The 25,898-nt window shown below is 40.1% G+C and carries 18 protein-coding genes; 15 read left to right on the top strand and 3 right to left on the bottom strand.

What is annotated here, in order from left to right; genetic code table 11:
* Positions 1 to 10 precede the first annotated feature (10 nt).
* From RCZ04_RS09110 to RCZ04_RS09075, 8 genes are all read left to right on the top strand, one after another.
* A complete protein-coding gene (locus RCZ04_RS09110; RefSeq protein ID WP_460485728.1) occupies positions 11 to 1,525 on the top strand; it encodes a hypothetical protein in 1,515 nt (504 codons plus the stop codon).
* A 1,062-nt stretch (positions 1,526 to 2,587) separates the two neighbouring features.
* The gene (locus RCZ04_RS09105; protein ID WP_460485727.1) at positions 2,588 to 3,385 is read left to right on the top strand and encodes a LamG domain-containing protein; all 798 of its coding nucleotides are present in this window, start codon (positions 2,588 to 2,590) and stop codon (positions 3,383 to 3,385) included.
* A 51-nt stretch (positions 3,386 to 3,436) separates the two neighbouring features.
* On the top strand, positions 3,437 to 5,548 hold the full coding sequence (locus RCZ04_RS09100) for a LamG domain-containing protein (protein WP_460485726.1): 2,112 nt from the start codon (positions 3,437 to 3,439) through the stop codon (positions 5,546 to 5,548).
* Positions 5,549 to 5,693: 145 nt separating this feature from the next.
* Positions 5,694 to 7,118 (top strand): aryl-sulfate sulfotransferase, encoded by a 1,425-nt coding sequence (locus tag RCZ04_RS09095; protein WP_460485725.1) that lies wholly within the window; start codon positions 5,694 to 5,696, stop codon positions 7,116 to 7,118.
* 13 nt (positions 7,119 to 7,131) lie between these two features.
* Positions 7,132 to 9,462: a glycoside hydrolase family 20 protein gene (locus RCZ04_RS09090; protein ID WP_460485724.1), complete on the top strand. Its 2,331-nt coding sequence runs from the start codon at positions 7,132 to 7,134 to the stop codon at positions 9,460 to 9,462.
* 100 nt (positions 9,463 to 9,562) lie between these two features.
* Positions 9,563 to 10,333: a 5'/3'-nucleotidase SurE gene (gene surE, locus RCZ04_RS09085; protein ID WP_460485723.1), complete on the top strand. Its 771-nt coding sequence runs from the start codon at positions 9,563 to 9,565 to the stop codon at positions 10,331 to 10,333.
* Positions 10,321 to 10,623, top strand: coding sequence for a hypothetical protein (locus RCZ04_RS09080; protein WP_460485722.1), 303 nt, complete (start codon positions 10,321 to 10,323; stop codon positions 10,621 to 10,623). The genes surE and RCZ04_RS09080 overlap by 13 nt, the downstream gene beginning before the upstream one ends.
* Before the next feature lie 11 nt (positions 10,624 to 10,634).
* Complete coding sequence (locus RCZ04_RS09075) at positions 10,635 to 12,554, top strand: LTA synthase family protein (RefSeq protein ID WP_460485721.1); 1,920 nt, start codon at positions 10,635 to 10,637, stop codon at positions 12,552 to 12,554.
* A gap of 94 nt (positions 12,555 to 12,648) precedes the next feature.
* On the opposite strand, the gene trxB is transcribed toward RCZ04_RS09075, so the two are convergent.
* Positions 12,649 to 13,590 (bottom strand): thioredoxin-disulfide reductase, encoded by a 942-nt coding sequence (trxB, locus tag RCZ04_RS09070; protein WP_460485720.1) that lies wholly within the window; start codon positions 13,588 to 13,590, stop codon positions 12,649 to 12,651.
* Between the two features lie 81 nt (positions 13,591 to 13,671).
* Positions 13,672 to 14,673, bottom strand: coding sequence for a hypothetical protein (locus RCZ04_RS09065; RefSeq protein ID WP_460485719.1), 1,002 nt, complete (start codon positions 14,671 to 14,673; stop codon positions 13,672 to 13,674).
* A 586-nt stretch (positions 14,674 to 15,259) separates the two neighbouring features.
* Between RCZ04_RS09065 and porG the strand changes: the two genes are divergently transcribed.
* From porG to murI, 6 genes are all read left to right on the top strand, one after another.
* Positions 15,260 to 15,955 (top strand): type IX secretion system protein PorG, encoded by a 696-nt coding sequence (porG, locus tag RCZ04_RS09060; RefSeq protein WP_460485718.1) that lies wholly within the window; start codon positions 15,260 to 15,262, stop codon positions 15,953 to 15,955.
* 15 nt (positions 15,956 to 15,970) lie between these two features.
* Positions 15,971 to 16,693, top strand: a complete 723-nt coding sequence (locus RCZ04_RS09055) for an undecaprenyl diphosphate synthase family protein (protein ID WP_460485717.1) — start codon at positions 15,971 to 15,973, stop codon at positions 16,691 to 16,693.
* A gap of 4 nt (positions 16,694 to 16,697) precedes the next feature.
* Positions 16,698 to 19,232 carry a BamA/OMP85 family outer membrane protein gene (locus tag RCZ04_RS09050; protein WP_460485716.1) on the top strand — a complete coding sequence of 845 codons (2,535 nt, stop codon included), beginning with the start codon at positions 16,698 to 16,700 and terminating at the stop codon, positions 19,230 to 19,232.
* A gap of 67 nt (positions 19,233 to 19,299) precedes the next feature.
* Positions 19,300 to 20,394: an OmpH/Skp family outer membrane protein gene (locus RCZ04_RS09045; RefSeq protein ID WP_460485715.1), complete on the top strand. Its 1,095-nt coding sequence runs from the start codon at positions 19,300 to 19,302 to the stop codon at positions 20,392 to 20,394.
* Positions 20,395 to 20,424: 30 nt separating this feature from the next.
* A complete protein-coding gene (locus RCZ04_RS09040) occupies positions 20,425 to 20,958 on the top strand; it encodes an OmpH/Skp family outer membrane protein (protein ID WP_460485714.1) in 534 nt (177 codons plus the stop codon).
* A gap of 86 nt (positions 20,959 to 21,044) precedes the next feature.
* Positions 21,045 to 21,854 carry a glutamate racemase gene (gene murI / locus RCZ04_RS09035; protein ID WP_460485713.1) on the top strand — a complete coding sequence of 270 codons (810 nt, stop codon included), beginning with the start codon at positions 21,045 to 21,047 and terminating at the stop codon, positions 21,852 to 21,854.
* Between the two features lie 16 nt (positions 21,855 to 21,870).
* Here the strand turns inward: murI and RCZ04_RS09030 are convergent, their stop codons facing one another.
* On the bottom strand, positions 21,871 to 22,845 hold the full coding sequence (locus tag RCZ04_RS09030) for a lytic transglycosylase domain-containing protein (protein ID WP_460485712.1): 975 nt from the start codon (positions 22,843 to 22,845) through the stop codon (positions 21,871 to 21,873).
* A 635-nt stretch (positions 22,846 to 23,480) separates the two neighbouring features.
* Here RCZ04_RS09030 and RCZ04_RS09025 point away from each other — a divergent pair.
* On the top strand, positions 23,481 to 25,880 hold the full coding sequence (locus RCZ04_RS09025) for a TonB-dependent receptor domain-containing protein (RefSeq protein ID WP_460485711.1): 2,400 nt from the start codon (positions 23,481 to 23,483) through the stop codon (positions 25,878 to 25,880).
* Positions 25,881 to 25,898 lie beyond the last annotated feature (18 nt).

Genomic DNA, 25,898 nt, shown 5'->3' with positions numbered 1-25,898 from the left:
TGATTTTAGTATGAAAAAAACATTTATTTTTTCATTGATGACCTTGTTCATCTATGTTGGTTGTAAGATAGATTCTGAGGAAACTACCCGCAACGCAACAACTACACCAAGCGATGAGCAATCGCTTAATGCTGCACAACAAGCTCAAAAAGGGGTAATGTTTTGGGAGTTTGATGCTCCTTCTAACGATTGGATAGAAGCCAATCAGAACAGTAAGCCTAATTGCTATAAGATACAACATAGCCCTGGCTGTACAAACGGTGGACTTATTATTCACACAGAGGTGAATACTTTGCAACGCAACAAACTCAAAACTGTAAGACAATATGGAGCGGGAGTATATGAATGGAGATTGTATGTTCCTAAATTGGAGAAAGGAGCCCAAACAAGTGTGAATTGCTTTCTTTACAAAGATGACGATCACGAATTGTCTATCAAAGTCTATTCAGGAAAGGATGCGGAACGCTCTCAAATGAGACTTACTGATCATCAAGTAATAGCAGAATTAGGTGGTTGCGGAATGGCTACTAAAAAGATAGCTATTACCCAACAAGATTGGCATAGGTTTAAGATAGAGTTGAAGTTAGTGAATGGTAATTATTACGCTATCCTTACAGTAGATGGAAGAGAAGGAAAGGATAAATTAGAAGGAACACTTGATTATGGTCAAGACAACCTTTTCAATATCTTTTGTAGTGTAGAGAACTTACCAAAAGTAGGTGATAGACCTGCTACCACTCCTACAACGGGTGTATGGGATAATGTTAAGTATACGCCCACTGGTGGAGCTGTTGTTCCTACACCTGAGCCTAAACCTAATAATCCCGTTGGAACTTATAAATGGCATTTTGGTTCTTATCCTCTTACCGATTGGGTTTTAGCCAACCAAGAACCTAATAAGAATGTAGACCATTGTTCGTCAGTTTATAAAGATGGTTGTGACGATGGTAAGGCTTTGAAGATATGGACAAAAGCAGGGACAAAAGAGCGGAAAAAATTAAAGACAAAACAAATGTTTGGTGCAGGGATTTACACTTGGCATGTTTTCATTCCTACAATGAATATTGGTGAAAGAGTGAGCGTAGGTTCTTGGCTTTATAACGATGACCAACACGAAGTAGATTTTGAGGTTGGTTCAGGGACTATTAAAAAAAGAGAAGAAGCTCACGCAACGAAAGATAATCAGCTGATAGCTTATATTACGAGCCAGAATAATCCAGAGCGACATCACGACACTGAGATTATTACAGTTGATAAGGAAAAGAAAGGTTCGTGGCATACTTTTCAGATAAGATTGGAAATAGATGAAGCTGTTAATGGTCAGAACTATATCATTACTTGGGCTATAGACGGAACAGACCGTTATAAGACAAACCTAAACTATGGACAGGAAAAGTTATTCCATATCTTTTGTAGTGTAGAGAATTTAGACTTTTTAGGAGAACGCCCTACTACAAAAGAGGTTGAAGGTTTATGGGATTATGTAACTTATCAACCTTATTCTTATTCATATAAACCTCGTTAATATAGGAGATTTACATATTGCTTTTATAAATGCTGGTAAAAGGGTTGTAGTACGTACTTTAATAGAATATTAATAGAATTGCTTTGTTGTTAGTTTAATACGGTATTCACTACAACCCTCAAGCCAGTTTGTATAGTTAGGAATTAGAGGTTAGAAATTAGGATTTAGAAGTAAAAAGTGAAGGTGGGTATTGTGAGAAGAGTATTTAGAACTTCTTTTGGGGTTTTCTGAGCTCTCGTTAAAGCTTAGGGAGTATTTGGGGCTTTCGGAAGATAACGAAGATATTCAAAAGATGCGTAAGAGGTTTTTTGATGAGAAAAGGCTGTGAGGAGAGTACGCTTAGCTTATAGAAAGCTTATACGAACCTTATACGAATCTTGGACGATTGTTATACAAAGGGTGTGTAAGTAATTGATTAATACCATAATACAACAATGCCAATAATGCCAAAAATAGGGTTTCGAGACGAAAGAAAGAGAAGTGCGAGCCGCACAGGCAAATAATAACCAGAGACGAATGACGAAAGAAACCTCCCCTAGCCCCCTCGTTGAGGGGGAACTGTAGGGACGGACAGATGAAGGAAGGAATGATGAATCACGAGAGACGAGGGACGAATAACGAAGAAAACCTCTCTCTATTCACTTACTCCGCTATTGCGGACAACCCTCCAAAGGGGAATTGTAGTGACGCAAAGACGGTGCGAGCCGCACGGGCACTATTGAGGTAAGAGATAAAAGATAAAAGGTAAAAGGTGAAAAATAGGGCTGATAATCAAGGTTTATTCGAAGCTAAGACGAAGCAAAAGCGAACGATGAGTGGCTATAGAGCGAAGGTAAAATACTAAAAACATCCCCCTAACCCCCTTCAAAGGGGGAGTGTGGCGACGCAATAACGGTGCGAACCACAGGGGCAAATAATAACGAGAGACGAATGACGAAAGAAACCTCCCCCTAGCCCCCTCGTTGAGGGGGAACTGTAGGGACACAAAGACAAATGAGTGAGAAAGGATAGATAAAGCAAAAGTGAATTTTAAATAAAGCAAAAACGAATAAATAAAAGCATATGAAACGAGTAAACTTATTTTTAGTAGCAGTGGGATTGAGCCTTTGTATGGGCTGTAGTAAACAATCGAGTGATGTTCCTGAGGTGACTATTGATAAAGCCAAAGTAATGCGATGGGATTTTAAAACGCTTAACGGTTGGCTATTAGGTAATCAGGATGAGGATTACCCGCAAGGGAAAGACAAAGAGACTTATGCCAAAGCGGTGGAAGACTCTTATGCTGAAGATGGCTGGGCATTGAAAATATGGACAAAAGCCCATACCGAACAACGCAAAAAACAAAAAACACAGCACCGTTACGGGGCGGGTATTTACACTTGGCGTGCTTACATTCCGCCGATGGAAACGGGGGCGTGGGCGAGTATTGGCTCTTTTTTGTATAACAGTGAAGGGCACGAAATAGATTTTGAAGTGGGTTCGGGTGATGCCAAACGCAGGAAGAAATTGGGCGCAAAAGAGGGTCAGGTGGTGGTGTTTATGACCAGTCAGAATAACCCTTGGGCGCGAAATGCTGAGGAGCTTATAGACAGTGACCAATGGCATACTTTTCAGATTATATTATCTATCAACCCTGAGAATAATCACTATGTTGCTACGTGGCTTATTGACGGGGAGCAACACCTTCATACGGAGCTCAACTATGGGCAACAGTATCCTTTCCGCATCTTTTGCAGTGTGGAGAATATTGATTTTATAGGCGACCGTATCCCTACTAGAGACCATTATGCGCTGTGGGATTATGTGATGTATGAGCCTTTCACGAATGCGGTTGAACCAGTAGACCCTGATAAAGAGTAGCACTTTTCCTTATTAAAACAATTAGCACAAGAGAAACAAGAAAGATTAGATATGAATACGATGAGAAAAAACGCTGTTTTTTTACTAATGATGTCGCTGTGCATCTACTTGGGTTGTAAGAAAGATTCGGAAGAATCTACTCCTGAAAACCCTGAAGAACCAACTCCGAAACCTACTACTGACGATATAGATGAGGCGAACACGATTCGCTGGGATTTTGCTACTCGCCCCAATGACTGGGTGTTAGCAAACCAAGGAGAGGACAAGAGTGACCACTCTTCGATTGTTGAAAAAGACGGAACTACTGACGGGAAAGCACTACAAATATACACGAATGCTAACTCTCACGAGCGCAAAAAGCTGAAGACGACTAAACAATTTGGTTCAGGAATCTACCAATGGCAGATGTTTGTTCCTGTATTTGAAAAGGCGTCGAGAGGCAGTGTGAACGTTTTGCTGTACAATAACGACAGTCACGAGCTTGACATTAAGATAGCTTCGGGCACTGAATCCGACCGCCAAGCGATGGGACTCACAGATGACGAGGTGATAGCTACCTTTGTTATACAAGGCGAGCCTTTGCAAGAACAGAAGGTGAAAATTACCGGCAATGCGTGGCATACCTTCAAAATAGATTTGAAGATGGTAGACCAAAAGTACCAAGCTACTTTTTACGTGGATAATACTGCCTACTTTAGCAAAACGCTTCCTTATGGTGAAGACTACTTGTTTCACTTGTTTTGCAGTGTAGAAAACGTGGAGAGTGCGGGCAATTTTATTCCTAATACAAGGACTTACGGTTGGTGGGATTATATCAGCTATACGCCTTACACTTATTCGGCTAAACCCAAAGAAACGGTTGTGAATGCTGACACACCTACTGATATAAAAATCAGTGCGGCGAATTTGATGGAAAATGTGGTGGGAGCTACAGTGGGAACGCTTACTACTATCGACAAAGATTCTAAAGAGAAACACACTTACACGGTGAATGATGAGCGTTTTGAGGTAGTGAATGGTGTGCTCAAGCTGAAAGCCAATCAGAAAGTGTTCTTTGCTGAAACCACACAGATTATACTGGATATTACCACTACTAACACAAAGAAACTGAGCTTTAGCAAGAAGTTTATCATTACGGTACAGGACGACCCTAACTACCCAGCTCCTAAACAAGATAATACTGCCCCAACGAATATCACATTGAGCAGTATTAACCTAATGGAGAATGTGGCAGGTGCGCAAGTGGGTGTTTTGACGGTTATTGATAAAGATGTGAACGATACACACACTTACCGACTTAGCGATGCACGTTTTGAGGTAGTGGGCAATATTTTGAAACTGAAGCCTACCCAAAAAGTATTTTTTGCCGATGAAAAGCATATCCCTTTAAGCATTACAGCAACTGATTCGGGAGGGTTATTCTTTGAGAAGAAGGTGGTTTTACACGTGATAGACGATCCTAATTTCCCTGCGCCTACCGCCAAAGATTACAGTTATAAGACTAATTTTACCAGCTTAGAGGGCTGGATAGCCGATAATCAATTGCCATCGGGACCTCCTAACAACTGTGAGATAGTGAGCAACAGTGGTTGTGATGACGGTAAGGGTTTGAGAATATGGACAGATAAAGACTCTAAACAGCGCAAAAAACAAAAGACTGTGAAGCGATATGGAGCTGGCACGTACACTTGGAAGGTGTATATTCCTAATATGATCATAGGCGAACGAGCTAGTGTGGGGTCTTGGCTTTACAGCGATGACCATCACGAGGTAGATTTTGAGGTGGGCTCGGGCACAGTGAGAGACCGCAAGTTAGCGGGAGCTACTTCTAACGACCAGCTGATACCGTATATCACAAGTCAGGATAGCATTGAAGTACACCACAATACAGAACTGATAACGGCAGGGGATTGGCATACATTTGAGATAGAATTGAAGATAGATGAGGCTGTTAACGGTAAAAACTATATCATCACTTGGAGTATAGACGGAAAACCACGCCATACAGCAAAACTGAACTACGGTCAAGAAGTGAAGTTTCACATCTATTGTAGTGTAGAAAACTTAGACTTTTTAGGGGAACGCACGCCTACCGTGGAGAATTACGGTATATGGGATTACGTGAAATACGAGCCTTTTGAATATTCAGAAGAACCGATATAATGAAATAACAAATAGTGCTGGTGGAAGTTTGTAACGATTACTGATATAAGAAGAAATATTTTCTAAAAATTGGTTATTGAAGAAATAGTAATGCGTTACAAACACTGCCAGCGATAAAATAAACCTTTTCAAAAAACGAATAGATATGAGAAAGTCAATTATTATTTTGTTTCTAACCATAGGAGGATTGTTAGTTTCTTGTAAGAAAGACGACCCAATTAACCCTCCGTATCAAGGCACTCTTACTGCTTTTGAGGTAGCTTTGAGCAAGACGAACCATCTTCGTGCAGAAGTAACGGCTACTTTCAGCGGTGAAACGCCTTTCCGCATAGCTTATTGGGAAGCGAGTAATCCGGCGAAAGTACAGCAGACTAACAGTTATGAAGGGAAAGGAACAGAGCATAAAACGCTGTTGTTTCTCAAACCTAATACCGAGTATGCTTGCAAACTGCTTTATGGCAATGGTTTAGAAACTGAGGTGAAGCACTTTAAGACGAAAGAAGTACAAGCATTTTTGCCTAATGCTACCATTACAAAAGATGAGCTTACTGAGGATTTAGGAGGTTATTTTTTGACAAATAATCGCCCTGCTAAATATATCTATTTAATGGACACTCAAGGGGTAGTAGTGTGGTATGAGCAAGTACCTGAAGTGCCTGTGGTAGTGAATTACGACGCTCGCACACAACGCTTCTATATGCTTACAAACCCTGTGTATAGTATCACCCAAACAGAGGCGTCTAACTTTATGCTTAACTCTAAAGCCGTGAAAGTAATAGACCTCTATGGCAATGTCATTTTTCAAAAAGAACTGAGTACTATCCCTGCGTTTGCAGGCAGAATGGCGCACCACGAATGCCGCCCGATGCCTGACGGCAGTATAGGGTTAGTGACCTATATCGACAAAACTTTTGACCTTAGTGCTAAAGGAGGAACTGCTACTGAAACGGTAAAAGGAGACGGTTTTGTGATTATAGACTTAAACGGTAATGTTACTAAGCAATGGAGTTGCTTTGATTACGTAAGTCCGACTGATGACCCTAACATAATGAGTCAAGGAGTAAAAGAAGATTGGTTACACGCTAATTCGTTTAACTACGATAGTGAAGGCAACTACTATATGACTTTCAACCGTTATGGAGAGCTTTGGAAGATTCACGGCAAAACAGGGGAGTTGCTATATCGAGTAGGTAGAAATGGTACGCTCAAGCCTGAGGCTAAATATTTTGCTCACGGAATGCACAGTGCCAATCCGCAAGCTCCCAATGAGGTGTTGGTGATTGACAATGCGCGTTCAGATGCTGATACGGGGTCGAGAGCTATTTTGTATAAAGTAAACGAACAAAATAAAACAGTGACCGTTCCACAAAGTATAGCACTTCCTAAGGGAACTAATTCAGCCAATAGGAGCAATGCACAGTTTATCGGTAACGACCTTACCCTTTTTGCTTTGAGTACCCGAAAAGAAATACTTATCACAAATCGCAAAGAAAATGCCGAAATAAAGCGATATCTCACTTTACAGACGCCTTTCTATCGCGTAGAATATATACCAACAATTCATTATTAAATGTAACTTACCAATGAAAAAACTGATATTTAGTGTGTTTACACTATGTCTTATGGGTTGCGGTAAAGAGACACAACCTGTAGTGAATTACGAGGTAATTCCGCTACCACAATCTATTAATTACACCCATCAAAAACCTTTTGTATTAGATGACAAAACGGTGATTACCTATCCTAAAACGGATAGTTTGCAAGAGAAAAACGCTACTTTCCTCGTGGCTTATGTGAAAGAGCTAACAGAGATGGCACTCAAAATACAAGCTGATGCAACTCAGGGTAAACGCATTGTGCTAAAAACTGATTTGCAAAACGCAAACCCAGAGGCTTACCAACTTACCGTAACCGATGAACAAATCACCATTAACGGAGCAAGTGCTGCGGGTGTGTTCTACGGCATACAAACGTTGCGCAAGTCGATGGATGTAACTGAGCCTAAAAATTTGGTATTTCCTACTGTGGTGATTGATGATGCGCCTCGCTTTGGCTATCGCGGAATGCATTTTGATGTGAGCCGACATTTCTTTTCAATAGATTTTATCAAGCGCTATATTGATATACTCGCCTTGCATAACCTCAACAAGTTTCATTGGCACCTCACTGACGACCAAGGGTGGCGTATAGAAATCAAAAAATACCCTCGCCTTACCGAAGTAGGTTCAACACGTAAAGAAACGCTTATTGGGCATTTGCTCAAAGATAAACCGCACCAATTCGACGGTAAACCTTATGGAGGTTTCTATACTCAAGAACAGATAAAAGAGATTGTAAAATACGCGCAAGACCGCTATATTACGATTATTCCAGAAATAGATATACCAGGGCACACACTTGCTGTCCTCACCGCTTATCCTGAGTTGGGCTGTACTGGTAAAGACTATGCGGTAGGTACCAAATGGGGTGTGTTTGACGATGTACTTTGTGCAGGTAATGAGGACTCGTACAAGTTTTTAGAGGACGTATTTGACGAACTTACCGAGCTCTTCCCCTCTAAATACATTCACATCGGGGGGGACGAGTGTCCTAAAACGCGTTGGAAAGAATGCCCTAAATGTCAGGCTAAAATCAAAGCATTGGGCTTAAAAGGCGACGGTGAGCACACTGCCGAGCAGCAATTGCAAGGGTATGTGGTATCGCGCATAGAGCAGTTTCTCAAAAAGAAAGGCAGAGAAGTGATAGGCTGGGACGAAATTTTAGAGGGTAACAACATCTCACAAGACGCGATTGTAATGTCGTGGCGAGGCACCGAAGGAGGTATCGCTGCTGCCCAACGCCACAACCGCGCAATTATGACCCCGCATTACAGTCTGTATTTCGACTATAATCAAGGGGAAGACCCTACCAAGGAACCGCTTTCTATAGGCGAATACCTTCCCGTAAAGAAGGTGTATGACTATGAGCCTATTGACCCTAAGCTCACTGAAGAACAGGGTAAATATATCTTGGGGGCTCAAGCTAATTTGTGGACGGAATACATCGAAAGTCCTGCCCACGCCGAGTATATGCTCTTGCCGCGTTTGGCTGCTTTATCCGAGGTGCAGTGGACAGCTCCAGAGAAGAAAAATTACGCTAATTTCTTAAAGCGATTGGGCAACCTGTTGAATTTTTACCAAAAAGAAGGCTATCACTATGCTAAACACGTGTTAGGCGTAACCCCTGTAATCCAACCCGCACCAGAGAAAGACGGTATTCAAGTAGAACTCCTCACGGCAGGTGATGGCAAGGTGTATTACACTACTGATGGCTCTACTCCCGATGCGAGTAAAACGCTTTATACAAAGCCTATTAAGCTTAGCAACGAGGTACTCCTCAAAGCAGTAGCTGTGCAAAAAGACACTATAAGTGGTGTATTTAGCTATCAGTCGTTGTTTAACAAGGCAACCTACAAAAAGATACAGCTACTCACCGAGACCAATCCTAAATATACTTTTGGAGGTGCTAACGCTTTAGTAGATGCTCAAATAGGTGAAGATTCTTATATCGACGGACATTGGGTAGGCTTCCCGGGACGCGTGGGAGTAGAAGCAGTGATTGATTTAGGCAAAGAAGAAGAAATAAGCAACCTCAAAGCAGGCAGTTTGTCCGATACACCTAACTGGATATTCCCAGCCTCAGAAGTGGCTATTTACAGTTCCACTAATGGTAAAGACTTTCAGCTCATCGCACAGCAGCCTTTAAAGATAGCTGAAAAGAGTGATCCTATCAAGCGTGTGCCTATCAGTCTCAACTTTGCTAAAACCAAAACTCGCTATGTAAAAGTAGTGCTTAAAGGTACCGTAATTCCTGAATGGCACGAAGGTAAAGGCACACCTGCTTTACTGTTTGTAGATGAAATACAACTGATGTAAAAAGATATATTTTTCATATGTAATATTGCTTTTATTTAAAATTTGTGTACTTTTGCACATCGTAAAGACGCGACTACAAAACGCGTCTTTACTTTTTAGTATGCAAAAACCTTTAATATTAGTAACAAACGACGACGGTATTACTGCTCCTGGTATCCGTTATTTGATAGACATAATGAAAGAATTAGGCGAAGTAGTGGTAGTAGCTCCTGATTCGCCACAAAGTGGCAAAGGGCACGCTGTTACACTTGATGCTACTATGTACTGCGACCCCGTGCCAACGGCTAATGGAGCTCCTAAAGAGTACGCTTGTAGCGGAACCCCTGCCGACTGTGTGAAAATCGCCAAACACGAAGTGCTTAACGGTCGTATGCCCGATTTGTGCGTGAGCGGTATCAATCACGGTTCTAATGCCTCAATCAACGTGATATATTCAGGAACGATGAGTGCGGCTATTGAGGCAGGTACTGAAGGTATCCCTGCTATTGGTTTCTCACTATTAGACTCTTCTTGGAATGCTGATTTCTCACAGGCAAGGGCTTATATTAAAAGCATTGCCGAAAAGGTACTCGCTAATGGATTGCCGAAAGGGACTGTACTGAATGTGAATATCCCTAATCTTCCGAAAGAAGAACTCAAGGGAGTAAAAGTATGTCGCCAAGCGCGCTCGCGCTGGATAGAGAGTTTTGACAAGCGCGTGAACCCTCAAGGGAGAGTGTATTACTGGATGACAGGTACTTTTGTAAATGAAGATCAAGGTACTGACACCGACCAATGGGCACTTGAAAACGGTTATATATCGGTAGTGCCTATTCAATTTGACCTTACTGCTCACCAAAATCTTCAAGAGTTAAAACAATGGGATTTTTAAATATAAATCAGGATCGCAAGAATCAAATTATTGGTTTTATAGCCGGTATTATTGTAAATATAATAGGGGTAATAGCCTACGTGCTTATCTTTTCTAAGTTTAGTATAAGCACTACCTTGCAGGATGCTTATTATAAAGGCTATCTTGGTAAGCTTATTATGTTAGGAGCCCTGTTAGACCTCGCTATTTTCTTCTTTTTTATCAACCGCTATGAGAACGAACGCGCACGTGGTGTAATCATCGCTTCGTGCGTATTAGCTTTTATAATTCTGTTATTACAATTCACTTAAAATTAAATACAATGAGAATTAGAGAATATATAGTTTTCTTATACCGTATCTTCTTGGTATATTTCTTCTATGCCATAGCACGTGGTTTATTTATCTATTTGAATCACGGTGTGATGGGCGATTATAACTTATCAGACCTTTTCTATTATGGTTTGGCGTTCGATAACTGTGCTATAATGTACACTAATTTGTTGTTTATACTGTTGAGCTTACTACCTTTGTGGGTAAATACCCATAAGAAGTTTCAGAAAGTAGTTTTTTGGTCGTATTTTATACCTAATACCATTGCTTACGCCACCAACTTTATTGATATGGCTTACTATCCTTTTAGTAAGTCTCGTCTTACTTCAGCATCGTTTGCTGTGATAGAACACGAAACTAACAAAATGAAGATATTCACTAGCTTTTTAGGAGGCTATTGGTATATGTTTTTAGGCTTCTTTTTAGTAATTGCTCTTTGGGTTTTCCTCTATAAACGCGTGAAGATTATCGAAACGCCTATTACTCAAAAGAAATCTTACTTTGGTTGGTCTACTGTATTTTTCTTAGGTTTTGGTACTCTGATAATGATGGCTATACGTGGCGGTGGTTTTACCTCTGATACCCGCCCTATCAATATGCTTGATGCAAGCCGACACGTAAATATTACTGCACAGGCTGATGCAATTCTCAATACCCCTTTCTGTCTCATTCGCAGTATGGGTAAGAACAAAGGATTTAAAGAATACCACTTTGTAGATGAAGCCTACATCAATCAGAGCTTAAAACCTATTAAGCAGTACAACCGCGAAGTAACTACAAAACCTAATGTTGTCCTCTTTATTTTAGAAAGCTTTGGTAAAGAGTACTGGGGCTGTATGAATACTAAAACACATATTCCTAACTTTAAATCGTATACGCCCTTCTTAGACTCGCTTTCCGTCCATTCTTTTGTGCTTGACAATGCTTACTGCACAGGTCGTCAGTCTATACACGGAATGTCGTCAATGCTGGCAGGAATCCCCTCTTTTCAAGTCGCTTACACCTCATCACCTTATGCGAAACAATCCACACAATCTTTGGTGTCTATTGCCAAAGAAATGGGCTACGATACCTCTTTCTTCCATTCAGCACCTAATGGTTCTATGGGATTCTTAGGTTTTTCTAATATCTTAGGTTTTGACCATTACTATGGTAAGAATGAGTATAATAACGATGCTGATGACGATGGGCACTGGGGAATTTGGGACGAACCTTTTTTCCAATATATGTGCAGAACTTATTCTGAAAAACAACAACCTTTCTTAGGTACTATTTTTACACTCTCCTCACACCATCCTTTTCAAATTCCTAAGCAATATGAAGGCAAATTTCCTAAAGGTAACTTAGAAATTCATCAGTGTATTGGCTATACCGATTATGCCCTCAAGAAATTCTTTGAGTGTGCTAAAAAACAACCTTGGTATAACAATACTATCTTTGCTTTTGTCAATGACCACCCTAACCAAATTTATTACGACCTCTACAAAGAGCCTATTACAGGCAGAGGAGCGGCAATTATGTTCTATAGTCCTAATCCTAATTTAGTGCCAAAGGGTGTAGATTCAGACATTGCTCAGCAAATAGATATCTATCCTTCGTTAGTAGACTTGATGGGCTATAAGAAACCTTTCCGCTCTTGGGGGCGCAGTGTGTTTGCTAATCTTCCTGATGAAGCACCTCGTGCTTTTATCTCCGATGCCCTTATGTACCAAATGATGCAAGGTAATTACATTTATATCATCGACGAAACCGGCAAGGTAAACGGAGTGTATAAGAAAGAAGACGGTGCTCTCAAAAACAATCTCTTGGGCAAAGAAGACAATGCCGAAATACAAAAAGGCATCAAAGACCTGAAAGCCTTTATGCAGGACTATATGGATAGAATTATCAATCATAAATTGAATAATTAACAAATGAGCCAATTTGCCCATTTGTCTATAAATAAAGGGCAGTCCTATAATAAGGACAGCCCTTTTCTATTTCCTATTTTCTAATTCCTAACTTCTACTCGAGGTTCATCAGGTATTTCTCTGCGTCCAACGCTGCCATACAGCCCGAACCTGCTGCGGTAATGGCTTGTCGGTAGCGCGTGTCGGCAGCATCACCTGCTACAAACACCCCAGCTACATTCGTCAGCGAAGTGCCCGCTACGTTCTTAATATAGCCCACCTCATCGGTATCGATATAAGGTTTGAACACATCAGTATTAGGTTTGTGACCGATGGCTACAAAGAAGCCTGTAATTGCTATTTCGCTAATTTCTCCGGTTTTGTTGTTGCGTACTTTCATACCCGTAACTACTTGTCCGTCGCCTAGGATTTCCTCAGTTTCAGTATTGAAGAGCACTTCTATTTTTGGTGAGTTGAGCACGCGTTCTTTCATAATTTGTGAAGCACGGAACTCATCGCGGCGTACAAGCATTGTTACTTTCGAGCAGAGGTTTGCCAAGTAAAGTGCCTCCTCACAAGCCGAGTCACCTGCTCCTACAATAGCCACGTGTTGATTGCGGTAGAAGAATCCGTCGCACACAGCACAAGCCGATACGCCTCCTCCTGTTTGCAAATAGTGTTGTTCAGAGGGCAAGCCTAAGTATTTAGCCGAAGCCCCTGTAGCGATAATTACAGCATCGGCGTGGAGCTCTTTATCATCAACCCATACTTTGTGTGGGTGAGCCGAAAAATCTACTTTGGTCACCCAGCCGTTGCGAATATCTGCCCCAAAGCGTTTGGCTTGTTGTTCGAGTTGCATCATCATTTCGGTACCCATAACGCCTTCGGGATAACCAGGGAAGTTCTCCACCTCATTGGTAGTAGTAAGCTGTCCACCGGGTTGTTCCCCTTGGTAAAGCACAGGGTTAAGGTTCGCGCGAGAGGCGTAAATAGCGGCAGTATAGCCTGCAGGTCCTGAGCCTATAATTAGGCATTTTATTTTTTCAATGTTTGCCATAGTGATTTGTTCTTTCTTTAAATTAGGGTGCAAAACTACAAAAATAATACCAATCTACAAACCTGCCAATTTGTCAATTTCTTAATGTGGCAATGCTTCTACGAGTGCTCCTTTATAAAAACTCTCAGCAGAAAATAACCTATCTCCAATACTGATGTACAAACTGTTATCTACATTTTTATCTAAGTATTGTTTCAGAAAGTAGCTGAGTATATTTTTGGTATCACTAAAAGAAGTGTCGTATTGGTATATGCATATAGTTTTCACCTCAAAGGGGATTTGTGACAACCACTCTTTAGCAAAAGTCCTCTTTAAACGGTTGTGTTTAGAAAAACACACCCATTGATAACCGTATTTGTTCGAATATACTTGCGTATAATTTACCGAACCCATTACTTTATAAGGAATATCTTTTAAATAATCGGTAATAATTACTTTATCGCTCGCGAAAAACAAATAAACTTGCTCTGTAGCTACCGAAGGAGGCAATATAAAATCAGGTTGTGCTACTTTTTCCTGCCATTTGCGCAAAATTTTTAGTATCAGCTCACGGTTCTTCTTACTTTTTACAAAAGTAGGCAGTTTGGCTACCATCGTCATCCCGTTGCGTTCCCTTAGGTCAGAGGCAATATAGTCTTCCATTACTTGCAAATGACTCATATTTCTCGCCCAAAACAAATTGCCTCGTACATTCTCTTGAAAAAAGTACGGTAACCCAAAAGTACTATCACATTTCAGCCCGTTAGGAGCTATAGGATTAGGCTTGCGGTAGGTTTGATACTGAGGTTTTATAAGGTATTCTTCACCACATTCAGGACACTTCACTTGGCAGAGGTCTTTCTTTTCTTTCAGTCCGCCTTGTTTTTCCTCAATAGGCGTCCCACAATTCGGGCAGTTCAGTTTCACAACACACGCAAACAACTCTAAATCCTCGTCTCTTTTCTCAAAACCGCAATGTGCACAATGTACTTGGCTACCACCGTTGTGAGTAACCACAGCTACCTTTTGGCACTCAGGACAAGTAACCCAAGTGTCATCTTTCCAAAGAATGAAGTGTTTTTCGGTATATCGTTGCTTCGTCATTTTAACTTTTAGTATATAAATAATCGCCCATTAAAAAGTATCTTTTGTATAGCAATCGTCCAAGATTCGTATAAGGTTCGTATAAGCTTTGTATAAGCTACCCCCATTTTTACTGGGGTTTCGAGCCCTCATTTTTTTAATTTCTGAAAACAAAAGTATAAAAAATAAACTAATAAGCAAAAAAATAAACTTTTTATTTACTTTTATTACAAGTATGAATCAAGAGTTGAAAAATAATTATCATTGATTAACACCTATTGTCGCTTTTGCATCACATCTCCCCCTTGAGGGGGGGGCAGGGGGGATGTTTATAATCAAATAGTTAATTCAACCCTTGATTGGCATTACAAAACTTAGTGAGCCCCTCATTCCCTCCACAATCTCATCTTATTTACTCATTTTTCTCAAATTACCCTTGATAACTTGCAATTCTTTATAAAAATAAATATACCTCTATCGTATTAATAATCAGTAATATATAAAGAGTTTCAGCAACTAATTAAAAAATCTGAAATAAAAAAAATAGCAAATAATAAATGTTATTTCATATAAAACACGTATATTTGCGCCTTGCATAGAATAGCGTATGTACAGATTTATACACATTACATTAATACTATTGGCGATGCATATGGCATCGGCACAGCAACACGAAATCGGTGTTTTCTTAGGAGGAAGCAACCCTATTTCAGATGTTGGTAGAACCTATTATCTATATCCTAACAAAATCGCTTTTGGTGGGATATATAAATGGAATTTCCACGAACGTATGGCAGTTCGTGTGCAGGTCACTAAGTCCGAACTTAGAGCTAATGACGTCCAGTCCGATATCCCTGGTAAACGCAACCGCGGGTTCGCTTACTCAAGTGATATTACTGAAATGGCAGTAGGTACCGAGTTCAACTTTTTTAGCTACAAAATCGGCAACTTGCTCGATATGCCTATGACCCCTTATGTATTTGTAGGGATAGCAGGACTTTGGCACGACGATTTGTACTTCGACCCTTCCTCTCCCAAACCCGTTGAAGCTACCGACACCACTCGTCGCGACTTCGATGTGTCTGTTCCCGTAGCTTTTGGTTTTAAAGCCAAAATCACCCGAAGACTTGTTTTAGGAGGAGAAGTAGCTTTCCGTTTTGCCCTTACTAACAACGTCGATGGTAGCGCTCCTGAAAGAAAATCGTTTACCTTCGGTAACATCGGTAGAAGTTACGACTGGTATTCTTTTTCAGGTGTTACCCTTACCTACACCTTCGGCGAATGGCCTTGCTATTGTAGATAATAGAGTTAAAAACGAATGGAGATTACGAACTATCCAAAGCATCTGGCTATTATAATGGACGGTAATGGGCGTTGGGCAAAAAAACAAGGATTGCTCAGGGCTTTCGGTCACGAAAAAGGAGTGCAAACTGTGCGACAAGTTGTGGAATATTGTGTGGAACACCGTATTCCATACCTCACCCTTTTTGCCTTTTCTACCGAAAATTGGAAGCGTCCCGCCTTAGAAGTAAAAGCCCTAATGGAGCTATTGGTAAAGTTCCTAAAAAAGGAAGTCGATAATTTGCACGAGAATAATGTAAGACTCAAAACCATTGGTAATTTAGACCGTTTTCCTCCTAAAGCACGTGAAGCCTTACTCAAGGCTATCGATAAACTTAAAAACAATACAGGTCTTACTCTTACCTTAGCTCTTAACTATGGCGCACGCGAAGAAATCTTAACTGCTGTAAAAGAAATTGTAGCCGAAGTAAAAAAAGGCACACTTATTGTTGATACAATTACCGAAGCAACACTACAAAAACACCTATACACCTACGACTTACCCGATGTAGACTTACTTATCCGCACCAGCGGTGAGGAGCGCATCAGCAATTTTTTATTATGGCAAATAGCCTATGCCGAACTCTATTTTGCTGAAGTATTGTGGCCTGACTTTACCAAACAACACTTGGAAGAAGCCCTATTAAACTATCAAAACAGAGAAAGACGATTTGGAAAAACAAGCGAACAACTTACGTAAAACTATGCTGAAAAAAATTTTATTGCTCGCCTTTTTGGCTTTTGTGAGCTTAGTAAGTGCACAAGAAGAAGAAAGAATATCATTAGGACAAGGAAGAAAATATACAATTGGCGGTATTGAAGTTACTGGAGCAAAACGCTATAACGAACAAACAATCCTCACTACTTCAGGTTTGAAAGTAGGTGATGTAATCGAAATACCCAGTGAAAAATTCAGCTCCATCATTCATAAGCTATGGGGCTATAAGTTGTTTAGCGATATCAATATCTATATCAAACGCGTGGAAGGCGATACCGTATTTTTAGAGTTAGCAATCAAAGAAACACCTTCTTTAGTCGATGTTAAAGTAACAGGTATCGGACAGAAAAAAGCAGAAACCCTCCTTAAAGATGCCGAAATTAAAAAAGGAGTAAAGGTAAACGAAAGCCTTATTGCTAATACTAAAAATTATATCACTAATAAATACCGAAAAGATGGTTATCTCAACACCAAAGTAACTATTGATACCAAAATAGATACTACCGATGCCAATGGGGTAGATATGCTCATTCACATCGATAGAGGTAATAAGGTAAAAGTCGATAAAATTACTTTTGAAGGTAATCAGCAATTCACCTCAGCCAAACTGCGCAAGAAACTCAAAAAAACAAAACAAGTGCGTTTTGGTCGTTTCTGGAAACGCTCCAAATATGTTAAGAAAGATTACGACGAAGATTTAACTAATCTTGTAGATTTCTATAAAGAAAAAGGGTACCGCGATGCTCGTGTGGTAAACGATACCCTTATTAAAAATAAAGACGGCAATGTGAGCCTTAACATAGCAGTAGAAGAAGGAAAACGCTATTATTTTGGTGATATCCGCTTCTTAGGAAACTCAGTCTATAACGACCGTGTACTCAATCAAGTACTCGGTATCAAAAAAGGCGATGTGTACAATGGAGTGTTACTCAAGAAACGCATACAAGACAGTACCAAACCCGATGCCGAAGACATTACCAACTTATATCAAAACAGTGGTTATCTCTTTTCACAAATACACCCTGTAGAAACCTCGGTAGTAAATGATACTATTAATTTCGAAATACGTGTGATAGAAGGTAAACCTGCTTACTTTAACAAAATATCAGTAACAGGTAACGAAAAAACGAACGACTATGTGATTTATCGCGAGTTGCGTACGCGCCCAGGATACTTATATAGTAAAGATGCCGTCGTGCGTACCGTGCGTGAGTTAGGACAGTTGCAGCTCTTCGATGCTCAAAACATCAACCCTGAGTTTAAAAATGCCGACCCTAATGCAGGAACCGTAGATATAGAATATAAACTCACCGAAACAGGTTCAAGCCAAGTGCAATTGCAAGGTGGTTATGGTGGAGGGTCATTCATCGGTACACTTGCTCTTTCATTCAATAACTTTTCTATCCGCAACTTGTTTAATCCTAAAGCCTATCGCCCAGTACCTATGGGTGACGGTCAAGCGTTATCGCTCAGTTTCCAAGTGAGTAGATACTATCGCACTTATGGATTCTCATTTACTGAACCTTGGATGGGAGGTAAACAGCCTGTACAATTTTCGGTATCATTCAGTAGAACTGAACAATTTGGGTATAGCTATAGGAGTTATGATGTAGATAGAAGTCGGCGTGTGTATATCACAGGGATAAACGTAGGTTTAGCCAAGCGCTTGAGAGTTCCTGATGACTATTTCCAAATAGCTCATACTTTGAGCTATCAGCATTACGACTTGAAGAACTATCCTAACTTAGGACTTTTTACCTTTAAAGACGGTAACTCTAATTCATTAGCTTATACCATATCACTATCTCGTAATTCAAGTGGACCTAACCCAATTTACCCAATGTCAGGAAGTAGTTTTACTATTAGTGCTAAGCTCACCCCTCCTTACTCATTGTTTAATAAAGTAGATTATGGCAAACTGCTTGAGGAGCGTGAAACAGCATCAGCTAATGGTGATTCTGACAGAATAGCACAAATAGACCAAGAGCGTTTTCACTGGTTAGAGTTCTATAAACTGAAATTTACATCGGCTTGGTATACTAATATCTATAGCAAGTTTGTATTAAAGTTTGGAGCTGACTTTGGTTATCTTGGTGCTTATAACAGCAAACGCGGTATAGTGCCTTTTGAACGCTTCTTTATGGGAGGTGATGGTTTAGGCTATTACTCAATGGACGGACGCGAAAACATACAAATGCGTGGATATGAGAACTATGCCCTCTCTGCTGATGATGGTGAGACTGTGTTTAACAAGTTCTCTTTGGAATTGCGTTATCCTATTACTCTTAAACCAATGGCATCTATTTATGGTTTAGTATTTGCTGAAGGAGGTAATGTACACAATGGGTTAGAGAATTTCAATCCTTTCCAGATTAAGCGTTCAGCAGGTTTAGGATTGCGGCTCTTTATGCCACAGTTTGGTATGCTGGGTATTGATTTTGGGTATGGTTTTGATAATCCTGCTAATAGCAATAACCGCAGTGGTTGGCAAACACACTTTATTTTTGGACAACAATTCTAATTTTTGGCACGATATTTTCTCTTACGAAAAAAGAAGGCTGAAAAGTAGTATACATTTGATGAATGTTATGAACAAACTACAAGCGTTATTTATAGTACTATTGTGTAGTGCTTGTTTTGCTTATGCACAAAAGCCATCTCGTATTGGCTATGTGGATATGGATTACATACTATCACACCTCGAAGATTATAAAGTAGCAAGCCAGCAGTTTGCCTTACAAGTAGAGCAATGGGAAGCTGAAATAGCTAAACGCCAAGAGAAGATAAAAGCTGAAAAAGAGAAGTTAGAAGCCGAAAAAGCTTTGCTTACTCCTGAGCTTATCAAAGATAAAGAAGAAGAAATAGCTCTATTAGAATACAACTTGAATGCCTATAAACAGCAGAAGTTTGATGCTAAAGAAGGAGAGTATATCACCCAAAAGTTTATGCTTGCCAAGCCTATCCAAGACCAAGTCTTTAATATAGTGCAAGAGATAGGCAAGATGCGCAAATATGACTTTATTTTTGAAAAGAGTGATGCTACGATGCTTTTTTCTAACGAGCAACACAACTTGAGTAAAGTGGTACTCCGTGCATTGAAGAAAAAAGACAATGCCGAAGATAGAAACAAAGATATGGCTGAGCTTTTAAAAGAGAGCTACGATTTTGAATTTGTAGAAGAACGTGTTAGGAAGCGTAAAGAAGCTGAAAAAGCACGTGAGCAACGCCGAGTACAATACGAACAAGAGCGTTTGCGCAAGACTGAGGAAATGAAACAACAGCGTGAACAGCTCAAAGCACAACGGGAAAAAGAACAAGCCGAACGCACACAGAAGTTTCAACAAGAACGCGAAGCTCTTAAAGCGCAACGCGAAAAAGAACAAGCTGAACGTGTACAGAAATTCCAACAAGAGCGCGATGCTCTTAAAGCACAACGCGAGAAAGAGCAAGCTGAGCGTCAGCAGAAAATGCAACAACAGCGCGATTCTATAAAGGCGCAACGGGATAAAGAGCAAGCTGAACGCCAGCAGAAGTTACAAGAACAGAAAGAACATCGTGAGAAGGAAATAGCCGAACGCCAAAAGAAACTCGAAGAACAAAGGGTGCAACGCGAGAAAGAACAAGCTGACCGCCTTAAAAAACAACAAGAGGCAAGAACACAAACGCCTACAACAAATCAGTAAAAATTTTTAAATAACTAATATTACAAACAGATGATGAGAAACATTAGAACGTTGATGATTGCATTGGCTCTATTCTTAGGAGCTACTACAATGCTTACTGCACAAGTGAAAATCGCTCATATTGATGTGCAAAAACTTTTAGAAGAAATGCCTGAAAGAAAATCAATAGAGTCACAGTTAAAGAAAATGGAGCAAGGATATATGAACGATATTCAAGCAGCTATTAAAGAATTACAAGCTAAAGCTCAAAAGTATCAGAACGAAGCTGCAGCTCTTACTGAAGCTCAACTTAAAGCTCGTGAAGCAGAATTCCTTAAAAAGTCTGAGGAAATTAAAACTATGGAAGAAAATATCCGTAAAACACAACAAACTGCTGCTGAGAATTTACAGAAAAAGCAACAAGAATTAGTAGAACCACTGCTTAAAAAAGTGAAAAGTTCTATTGAGAAAATTGCTAAACAAAAGGGTCTTCAATACGTATTAGATTCAAGTGCAGGCTCAAGTGTGATTGTAGCCTCAGGCGAAGATCTTTACAGTACTGTTAAAAAAGACTTAGGATTTTAAAGTTAATAAATATTTTTTTGTTTTAAAAGTGTTCGCTAAGTGAACACTTTTTTTTATTTTTGCAATTGAAAAAAAACTTATTAAAAATGACTCGTTTAACATCACGTACAGCACCTATTGGTTTATTTGACTCAGGAGTAGGGGGGACGACTATCTGGAAAGAAGTAAATACACTTATGCCTAATGAGAATACCTTGTTTATAGCCGATAACAAGAACGCTCCTTACGGTGAGAAGACTAAAGAAGAAATCATTGCATTATGCGATGCTAATACGCGTTTTCTGTTAGAGAATAGTGTAAAAATTATAGTAGTGGCGTGCAACACGGCTACTACTAATGCTATATCGTATTTGAGAAAGACATATAAAGAAGTACCTTTTATAGGGATAGAACCTGCTATAAAACCAGCAAGCTTACAGAGCGTCACTAAGAAGATAGGCGTATTAGCCACCCGTAGCACACTTGCTAGCGATCTTTTTGATAAGACCAGCGAACACCTCAAACAAGAAGAACAAGTGGAAATTATAGAGCAAGTGGGGGAGGGGCTGGTAGACCTCATAGAAGCGGGACGTATAAATAGCCCTGAGATGACTCAATTATTGCACAAATACCTCTTACCTATGGTTGCTGAAGGAATTGATTATTTGGTGTTAGGTTGCACTCATTACCCTTATTTGTTGGTACAAATACGAGCTATCATTCCTTCGCATATAAGGGTAATAGATTCGGGGTATGCGGTAGCTAAACAAACCCGCAATATACTTTCTCAACATCATTTATTGAATGATGATAGTAGAGCAGAGGCACAACACCTTTGGCTTGCCAATGGCAATATAGATGTGTTACAACAGTTTGCTCCCAAAGATATCAAACACTTGAAAATTTCTACTTTTTAATATCTACTTCTGAAAATTATTTCTTGGGAATCCTAATATAATACGCTTTACCGTCTTTATTATCCAGCTTTTTATCGCGTAGCCAAGGGTTGTATAGTTTTAGGTCTTTATAAGTAATATTCTGACTCTTGGCGAATTGGGTGAGATTCTCAATAGTAGAATCTACCATTACATTGTAAGTGGGCAGTTCGTTATACAGATGTTTCTTCTCGAAGATGAAGCCGTACTTCTTAGGGTGCTTCATTATCTCTTTTAGGGCTAAAATACGAAATACATAGCGTGAAGTTTCGGAGCTTAGCCATAAATCATAATAATTATTAGTTTCTTGAAAAGAAGTTTGCTTATTCATTCCTGAGATACCGGCATTATAAGCAGCGGCAGCCATTGTCCACGAACCTGTACTGCGCTTGGCTTTGTTTAAATAATCGCAGGCAGCTTGGGTAGCTTTTTCTATGTGATAACGCTCATCTACTTGGTCGGTTACTTCTAAGCCGTATTCTTGAGCGGCGGGTTTCATAAGTTGCCAAAAGCCACTTGCGCCAGAGGGTGATACCGCATTGGTGAGTCCGCTTTCTATGATGGCTAAATATTTGAAATCATCGGGGATATTATTGCGTTTGAGGATAGGTTCGATGATAGGGAAATACTTATTAGCACGCTTGAGTACCAACAAAGTATTGGATTGCCAATAGGTATTTACGATAAGCTCTCGGTCTAAGCGCTCGTGTACATCGGGGTCTTCCAAAGGAACTCTTTCGCCAGCAAAGTCTAATTTTTCGGGTAAATCGATGGCAAAAACTCTGTAATCATTAGAGAAATCGCTTTTATGATGAGTTTCTTGAGCTGAAAGAGGGTTCTGGGCTACTTCGGCTTCTGCTTGTTCGTAGATATTGTTTTCTTCTTTTTTAACTGACATTGCATTGACCAAAAAACCAGAGAGCAAAACTACTCCTCCACCTATGAGCAAATATTGTATCGTTCTTTTCATCATTTTTTCTTTTGTATAGATTGGGGCAAAGATAGTAAATAATTCTTTAATACCAAATAATGTTAGAAATGAGAAAATTAGAGAATTAGAAAATTAGAGAATTAGAAAATTAGGGAATGAGGATTGTCTGTTTATTTAACTTTGCCAAAGTTTTAAACTTTGGCAAAGTGTGTACCGCAAAAGCGATGTGTTGAGAGTGCTAGGAGGGTTCGGAAGATATCGGAGATATTCGGAAGAAGGTTAAGAGGAATTTTGATGAAAAAAGGCTATTAGATGGGTGGGGTTAGCTTATAGAGAGCTTATAGGAAGCTTATACGAATCTTGGACGATTGGTATAGAAAGGGTATGTAAATAGTTGGTTTATAATATAATACAACAAGGCTAAAAACAGTAAAAAAGGGATTTCGAGGCGAAAGAAAGAGGAATCCTCACCCCTGCCCTCTCCCAAGGAGAGGGGGAATGTAGTGACGGAAAAAGGGAGAGTGTAGCGAGAGAAAAGAGGAGAAATGACAAATGATGAGGGACGAAGGACGAATATGAAACTTTGTTAACGTAAAACAATAAAATAAGTTAATTCTTTTTGTGAAGTGTGTTTTTTTTTTACATTTGCACCATCATTCACCATAAACAATATTTTAATGAAAAGTTTTATTTTCTTTCTTGCTCTTTTTTGTGAGCTTACCCTATCAGCTCAAGCTCAATACACTGTAAAAGGCTTCGTTCATAACGCTTCGCTTGAGGGAATTCCCAAAGTAGCTATAAAAGTATTAGATGCTGATACGAACCTTATTGTAAGCGAACCTCTTACGGGAGCTAACGGACTCTTTAGTTTTACTTCTTCCCCTCGTAAGTTGCGCATTTATATTGAAAGTACGGGTGATTATTTGTCGTATACGGGAGAGCCTTTTCTGTTAGACAAGAATATTGATATGCTCGCTATTGCCCTGAGCACTGCGGTAGATTTGGAAGAAGTAGTACTTACAGCTACTCAGAAGAAAGCTGCTGTGTATATGGAGCAAGGCAAGATAGTGTTTTCACCTAAAAACAGCCTAACGCACTCTTCGGGTACGGCACTTGATGCACTGAAAAGTACACCCAATGTGGTGGTAGACAATCAAAATCACCTGAGTATTGGCGGGAAAAGCAATGTGTTGGTACTCATCAATGGAAAGCCTACTTATATGCAACCCGACGATTTGGCGAACTACCTAAAATCTATTCCAATGGCGCAAATCAAGAAAACAGAATTATTGCTTAATCCGCCTGCCGAATATGAGGCACAAGGAGGAGCAGGAGCGGTGAATATAGTATTAGACAAAAAGACGGTGGAAGGTACGTTCTTCTCTTTAAATAACGGGGTGTCGTATTGGTGGAATCTGCGACAGAACACAGAACTCCAATTGCAACACAGCGTGAAGAAGGGTATCTTGCGTTTGGCTTACAATCATCAGTTAGGGCATTACGCAATGGATTACGGCAGTGAGCGCCTACAAAATGGCTTACGCTATGAAAGTCCTACCGATGATACCGAAAAACGCAAAACGATTGCAGGGCATATTGGCTATGACTATTTGCCCGATGAACAACATACTTTAGGGGTGCAACTCTCTGCTAACACGCTATTTGGCAAAGGAACTACTAGTACGACTACCCGCTTTTTCAATGCTGCTAATGTATTGGAAAAGACACTATCGGGCTATAACGATTACTTTATGCAAAAAGCCAATCGATACAGTGCCAATGCTTACTACACATTTACTCCTTCGGATAACGAACGCTATCAGTTGGACATAGATTACGCTTTTTTCGATGGGGGCTCTGGCAATTGGCAACCCAACACTTATCGTTCGCCTGAGGGTACTATACTTTCTCACGAGATGTACCTCTCCGAAAACGACCGTAAGATACATATCTTCGCTACTTCTTTTCGTTCGGAGCTACCGTTATGGGGAGGCAGTCTTACAGCAGGTGCTAAATATTCACAAGTATTTTCGGATAATAGTTTTCATTTCTTCAAGCACTTGCCTACTCACAATATCATAGATGTAAACCGCTCCAATGCTTTCGACTTCAAAGAGCGTATTTTTGCCGTATATGCCCAGTATCACTACCCTATTAGCGAACGCTTGAGTGCTGAGGTGGGTGTACGCAACGAGACTACTTTTTCTAAGGGAATACTATTGCCCGTTGCCGGTAGTGCGAATAGCCAACAAGAACACAAAAAGCACTATACCAATTTCTTTCCTACCTTGAGTTTGCAATACCAATGCAACGATGACCTACAACTATTTGCAGGCTATAGCACGCGTATCAACCGACCTGAATACCAGAATCTCAATCCGTTTGAATACCTCTTAGACGAATTATCATATTGGAAAGGGAATCCGTTTTTAGCCCCTGAGAAGATACAAAAACTCACTCTTTCGGCTTCGTATAAAAAGACATCTTTTACAATGGCTTACAGCTATTCTACTGATTTTTTTAGCAGTATTAGTGAACCTTTTCAGCAAAATAAGATTATTTCTATCCCTCAGAACATAGGTAGCCAGCACCATTTACTTTTTTCGCTTTATCAAGAACTCAACTGGGGCAATGGCTGTCAGACGACTATTACTCCTAACCTCAGTTATATAGAGAACAAAGGCACTGTATTGGAAGGTAGTGAGTTACATCTCAATCGTTGGCAGTACAGCCTAACGATGCAAAATTACTTTCGCTTGCCTTGGCAACTGAAAGGCGAACTCACGGCGGTTTACAATTCGCGCAGATTAGCAGGCATCAACGAGATAGCCAAATCGTCAGGAGGTATAGACCTCGGTTTGCAACGCCTTTTCTTAAACAATCGTTTTACGGCTACCTTTAGTTTTACCGATATTTTTCACACCCAGCGTTGGGACAGCGAGAGCCATTTGCCTAACTTAGACCTTTATGCTTACGGCAATAGCGAAAGCCGACAGCTCAAACTGAACCTCACTTACCAATTTGGAAAAGCTAAAGAGGCACACGTAAATGAACTGGAAGAAGTACAACGGTTGTGATTTTTTGGTGTTTTATTT

This window comes from Capnocytophaga sp. HP1101, from assembly GCF_054772415.1.
Note: the sequence above shows the minus strand (reverse complement) of the source record. Positions and strands in the feature narration are given on the sequence as shown.

What these genes read in the sequence shown, in the direction of transcription:
- RCZ04_RS09025 (WP_460485711.1), top strand. Translation starts at nt 23,481, where the DNA reads ATGAAAAGTTTTATTTTCTTTCTTGCTCTTTTTTGTGAGCTTACCCTA.
- RCZ04_RS09100 (WP_460485726.1), top strand. Translation starts at nt 3,437, where the DNA reads ATGAATACGATGAGAAAAAACGCTGTTTTTTTACTAATGATGTCGCTG.
- RCZ04_RS09050 (WP_460485716.1), top strand. Translation starts at nt 16,698, where the DNA reads ATGCTGAAAAAAATTTTATTGCTCGCCTTTTTGGCTTTTGTGAGCTTA.
- RCZ04_RS09055 (WP_460485717.1), top strand. Translation starts at nt 15,971, where the DNA reads ATGGAGATTACGAACTATCCAAAGCATCTGGCTATTATAATGGACGGT.
- RCZ04_RS09080 (WP_460485722.1), top strand. Translation starts at nt 10,321, where the DNA reads ATGGGATTTTTAAATATAAATCAGGATCGCAAGAATCAAATTATTGGT.
- surE (WP_460485723.1), top strand. Translation starts at nt 9,563, where the DNA reads ATGCAAAAACCTTTAATATTAGTAACAAACGACGACGGTATTACTGCT.
- trxB (WP_460485720.1), bottom strand. Translation starts at nt 13,590, where the DNA reads ATGGCAAACATTGAAAAAATAAAATGCCTAATTATAGGCTCAGGACCT.
- RCZ04_RS09105 (WP_460485727.1), top strand. Translation starts at nt 2,588, where the DNA reads ATGAAACGAGTAAACTTATTTTTAGTAGCAGTGGGATTGAGCCTTTGT.
- RCZ04_RS09075 (WP_460485721.1), top strand. Translation starts at nt 10,635, where the DNA reads ATGAGAATTAGAGAATATATAGTTTTCTTATACCGTATCTTCTTGGTA.
- RCZ04_RS09030 (WP_460485712.1), bottom strand. Translation starts at nt 22,845, where the DNA reads ATGATGAAAAGAACGATACAATATTTGCTCATAGGTGGAGGAGTAGTT.
- murI (WP_460485713.1), top strand. Translation starts at nt 21,045, where the DNA reads ATGACTCGTTTAACATCACGTACAGCACCTATTGGTTTATTTGACTCA.
- RCZ04_RS09065 (WP_460485719.1), bottom strand. Translation starts at nt 14,673, where the DNA reads ATGACGAAGCAACGATATACCGAAAAACACTTCATTCTTTGGAAAGAT.
- porG (WP_460485718.1), top strand. Translation starts at nt 15,260, where the DNA reads ATGTACAGATTTATACACATTACATTAATACTATTGGCGATGCATATG.
- RCZ04_RS09040 (WP_460485714.1), top strand. Translation starts at nt 20,425, where the DNA reads ATGATGAGAAACATTAGAACGTTGATGATTGCATTGGCTCTATTCTTA.
- RCZ04_RS09110 (WP_460485728.1), top strand. Translation starts at nt 11, where the DNA reads ATGAAAAAAACATTTATTTTTTCATTGATGACCTTGTTCATCTATGTT.
- RCZ04_RS09045 (WP_460485715.1), top strand. Translation starts at nt 19,300, where the DNA reads ATGAACAAACTACAAGCGTTATTTATAGTACTATTGTGTAGTGCTTGT.
- RCZ04_RS09090 (WP_460485724.1), top strand. Translation starts at nt 7,132, where the DNA reads ATGAAAAAACTGATATTTAGTGTGTTTACACTATGTCTTATGGGTTGC.
- RCZ04_RS09095 (WP_460485725.1), top strand. Translation starts at nt 5,694, where the DNA reads ATGAGAAAGTCAATTATTATTTTGTTTCTAACCATAGGAGGATTGTTA.